General features: G+C 28.5%; 2 protein-coding genes. Both read right to left on the bottom strand.

All coding sequences use genetic code 11. From position 1 onward, the window contains the following. Positions 1-2,056, bottom strand: a 2,056-nt coding sequence (locus B2W91_RS18635) for a putative mucin/carbohydrate-binding domain-containing protein (RefSeq protein WP_291583655.1), incomplete at its 3' end; no start/stop codon positions are given. A gap of 776 nt (positions 2,057-2,832) precedes the next feature. After that, the gene (gene brnQ, locus B2W91_RS18630; RefSeq protein WP_291583653.1) at positions 2,833-4,101 is read right to left on the bottom strand and encodes a branched-chain amino acid transport system II carrier protein; all 1,269 of its coding nucleotides are present in this window, start codon (positions 4,099-4,101) and stop codon (positions 2,833-2,835) included. Positions 4,102-4,534: the final 433 nt, after the last annotated feature.

Genomic DNA, 4,534 nt, shown 5'->3' with positions numbered 1-4,534 from the left:
AATTTTGCACTTTTGTATCTGGAGCAAAGCCTCGTGTCCACCATTTTGCACTATAAATCTTTCCACTATAACTAACTTTATCTCCGGCATTATAGCTTATATCAGGTTTCCACTGATCTTCAAGTGGCAACTTAGGAATTTCATTCTCTGAAGACTCTTCAAGTCCAGTATCAGTAATCTTATAAGTTATACTAGCAGCTTTTTTTAATTCTAATTTATTTTCTACATTTGTAATTAACAATCTATTATCTGGCTCTCTGTGTTTTATTGTAATATAGTATCCAGATTTAACATCAATATTTTTAATTAGTGATTCATTTGCCTTATTACCAACGAAGTCTTCTGTGTAAACAGTATTTCCTTCAGCATCTCTAATTAAAACTGAAGCATAACTGTCTGTAAAGTAAACATGCGGTTCGCCTTTTTCTATATTAATTTCAGCTTGTTTAGAGAATAAATCTAAATTTAATTCTGCAAAAATCCAATCTCCTAAGCCTTTTAAAGTTATATTGAAGCTTTTACCTAAGTAAGGATTTTTATTAGAGTTTGGTATATCGTTTTCGCTAATTTGTTTTAATTCATTTTTAGTAATTTGATATGAATTAGTAGCAGCTTTATTAAGCTCTAAATTCTTATCACTATTAGTTATAAAAAGTCTATTAGAATATTCTCTGTGTTTAACTGTTAAATAATATCCTTCATTTAAAGGAATGTCTTTTACTAAAGCATCATTTATTTCATTACCAATAAAATCTTTATAGAAAACAGTTTCTCCAAAATTGTCTTGAATTAAAATTGATGCATAGCTATCATTAAAATAATAATGAGTTTCAATATTTTCTATAGTAAGTTTACTAGTTAATTTATCAAGATTTAAGTCAAATTTAGCAAACTGCTTATCACTATATCCTTTAAAATCAAAAGTAAAGTTTGATCCTTTATAATTATTTTCAGTACTACCAGCTAAAGTAGCTGATTTATTAATGGTGTTATCAAATAAATCAGTTATAATTACTTTTGCATAAAGACCAGTTGAACTAGCCAATTGACAACTTTCTTTTACAGAATTTTCATATGATTTAATATTATTTATAGTTTTAATTGGAGTACCAGTCATACTAGGATTATTGTAAATTTCTATTTTGCCTTTAAACTGAGGAGTACTTTGATTTTTTAGTTTCCAAGAAATATTTAAATAGTTATTTTCATATTTAGCGTTTGTTATATCAAAATCTAAAGTTCCAACATCTGGTTTGCTAGGTTGATTTATAGTAAATACTTGTTCACTAGTCATTGATGGCTTTGTATTACCACCTGCCTCAACCCAAACATATTCAGGATTTCCTCCTCCATCCCAATTCTTATTAGGATATTGGCAAGTAATTTTTTGTTGATATAAAGAATTCCAATCTTGATTTGAAACACTTCTGCTATATAAATTTTTTAATCTAGCATTTCTCACATCTTGACCATTTCCTGCCCAATCTTCTTGGAACATTCCTGTTCCCCAGCCAAAGTTTACATTAGCTACAGGAAAATCTAATACAGCTATTTGCACCCATTCTTTTGTAGATTCGTCTCTTACCCATTGTCCAAATTTAGTATGTCCATCTTCTTGCCAATTACGCATAGTCATTTTATACCAACTATTAGGTTTCCAATCATAGTTAGTTTCTACTTTCATTCCTTCTCCTTCTCCACCAAATCGTGATGAAGTAGAGCTTGATGATAGATATTCTGCTTTAATTGGCTGCCTTACAGATACTGGATCCCAAATTGCAAAGTGCAGTGTACGTTTATCAGTTCTTTGTTGAAAGCCAGCATATCCACCAGCTTCTCCACCAGCATTCCAATTATGGACAGCCCAATAAGTATTAGGTGCATTTTTAGTTGTGCTCCAATCTACTGAGATTATATCAGCTTTCTTTTCATTTACAGGGCTTACATACATACCTGTCGCATTAGTATTTGCATAAACTAATTTGGAGCTGATATTAGCAGTACCAAATACTATTAAGAGAGTCATAATTCCACTTAGCAAAGATTTCTTTTTCATTTACCATCTTCCTTTCATTTGTTAAAAATTTTAGTAAATTAAAATTTTTACCATGTTTAATTTTATTAAATTAAATAAATTTTGTAGTAAAAATCTTTTATAAAATATCTATAATAATTTAAACTCTATCATGGAAATGTCCATCTTTCGCTGATTTTGTATAAATGGGCACTTAAATGTAATAATTGGATTTATATAAAGAAAAAAGAGTATTTCATTTTATTAGTGAAATGCCCTTAAGAAAAATTATATATTGGGGATATATATATATAAACTACTCTAAAATTTAATGTATGTCTGAATATAAGTTACAGTTTGATATATTAATTCACAACTTATATTAGTGCACAATGCACAATTCACAATGCACAGTTAAGGAAGAAATTATGTTTTAGAAAAATAATTTCCTAAAACATATTTTTTGCTAGCAATTTTATATTTCTAGCCTTAAAAAAAAGTTACTGCGTAACTTTAAGAAATAATCAATTTAAAATTTCTCAGTGGCAGCTGAGAAATATCCACAATTGTGAATTTTGCATTGTGAACTGTGAATTGTGAATTTAGCAGTATTAGTGTCAATGTTAATAAATGTCGATTGCTTTCAGGGATTGATCAACTATAGAAGTGGTACATCTATATAGGGCGGAGGGGAAAGTCTTAATAGTAGCTTTATAAACAAAGAAAAGAGTTTTATTTATATAATAAAAAATGCTGCTCTTTACTAATCTTTAGTTAAGAGCAACATTCTTATTTTTAGTATAAATCACTTGTTTTTACTATAAATCACTTATTTTTTGCTTTGATATAGGAAATACAATATACCCCATCAATATAGAAATCACAGTTGGAACAAGCCAAGGAAAGCCTAATTCACCAAGAGGTATAAAATTTAGATTGATAGAAGGTATTATTTGAAGTATACCAAATACTAATGAAGTATAAACACCAAGCCTTACTGCTTTTATATTTTTTATTAATCTATCAGCTAACGTAGTAAATATCAAAGTTATTGTTACTGGATATAGTACGCTTAAAATAGGACCGGATATCTCAACAATATTATCAACACCAAGAGAGCCAATTACAATACTTATTATCGAAATTACAATTGCATTTACTTTATAAGGAAGTTTTCCATTTGATATTTTTTCGAAGAATGAAGAACCAGCGGCTAATAATCCAATGGAAGTTGTTAAACAAGCAAGTCCAATAGCAATACCTATCGTAGTAGAACCAAGATTACCTAATATAGATTTAGATATTAATAATAATAAACTTGTCTTAGACAAATTAGGAATTTCAAATCCACTTGTTTGAGCACCTAAAAACATTAAACCACCATAAATGAATGCTAGACCAATTATAGCAACACCGCCTGATTTAAGTGTCATAGGAAGGATCTCTTTTTCTGAATAGTTTTTTTCTCTAAGTGCATTTGTAATAATTGAGGCAAATAATAATCCAGCTAATGCATCCATAGTTTGATAACCTTCTATAAAAGAAAGTGATAATACAGAGGTCGCATCAGTAGAAATAATATCACCGATAGGAAAAATTATTCCTTTTACAATTAGAAATGTTAATATAAGTATTAATGCAGGAGTAAGATATTTACCTATAGTGTCAATTATAGAAGAACTTTTTAGTACAAACATTAAATTTATTCCAAAATATATTATCATTGAAACAAAAGGAGTAATACCAGGTATTAAAGGATTTATAGTTAATTCGTGAGTGGTTGCAGCAGTTCTTGGAATCGCAAGCATGGGACCTATTGCTATAAATAATATCGTGGCAAAAATTAAAGAAAATTTTGGTCCTATTTTAGATGCCATCGATTCAAAAGTACCATCACCTTTTGTTGTGGAGATTATAGCAAGAAGTGGTAGGCCAACCCCAGTACATACAAATCCAATAACCCCTAAGATATATTGGTCGCCCACAGCATTGCCTAAAAATGGTGGGAATATTAAATTACCAGCACCAAAAAACATGGCAAATAAAGCAAAACCTACTATAATTACATCTTTTGTATTTTTCTTCACAATAGTTTCCTCCTTAAATTTATTTTTAATATTATAATATTAAATCTTACATTTATCAAATAATATCATTTTTAGCTGTTAATACAATATTAATATATTATTAACATAAAACCATAATATATGACTAGTAATGTATGTAAAAATTGCAAAAAAAATAAGAGCATATATATTAGGAAGATATATGACAGCTAAGTTCTATTTTATATAGTAATAGCCATTTAATCAATAATTAGTTTTAGAATATCCTTGAAATGTTTGGTAACATTAAAAATAGAAGTGAAAAAACATAAAAAAATTAAGCAGCCATATTAGGAGTCTATTATAGGGATACAATGCGAAAACTTGAAATATACTCTGGAAAATAAACTTTCTGTAAAAATAGCTTAAATCCTTGGAAATTAAGAATTAATAATGAAGAATGAAGAATTTAGGA

This window comes from Clostridium sp. UBA6640 (assembly GCF_002455975.1).
Lineage (GTDB): Bacteria > Bacillota > Clostridia > Clostridiales > Clostridiaceae > Clostridium_J.
The sequence above is the reverse complement of the archived record's forward strand: the minus strand, read 5'-3'. Positions and strand labels throughout refer to the sequence as shown.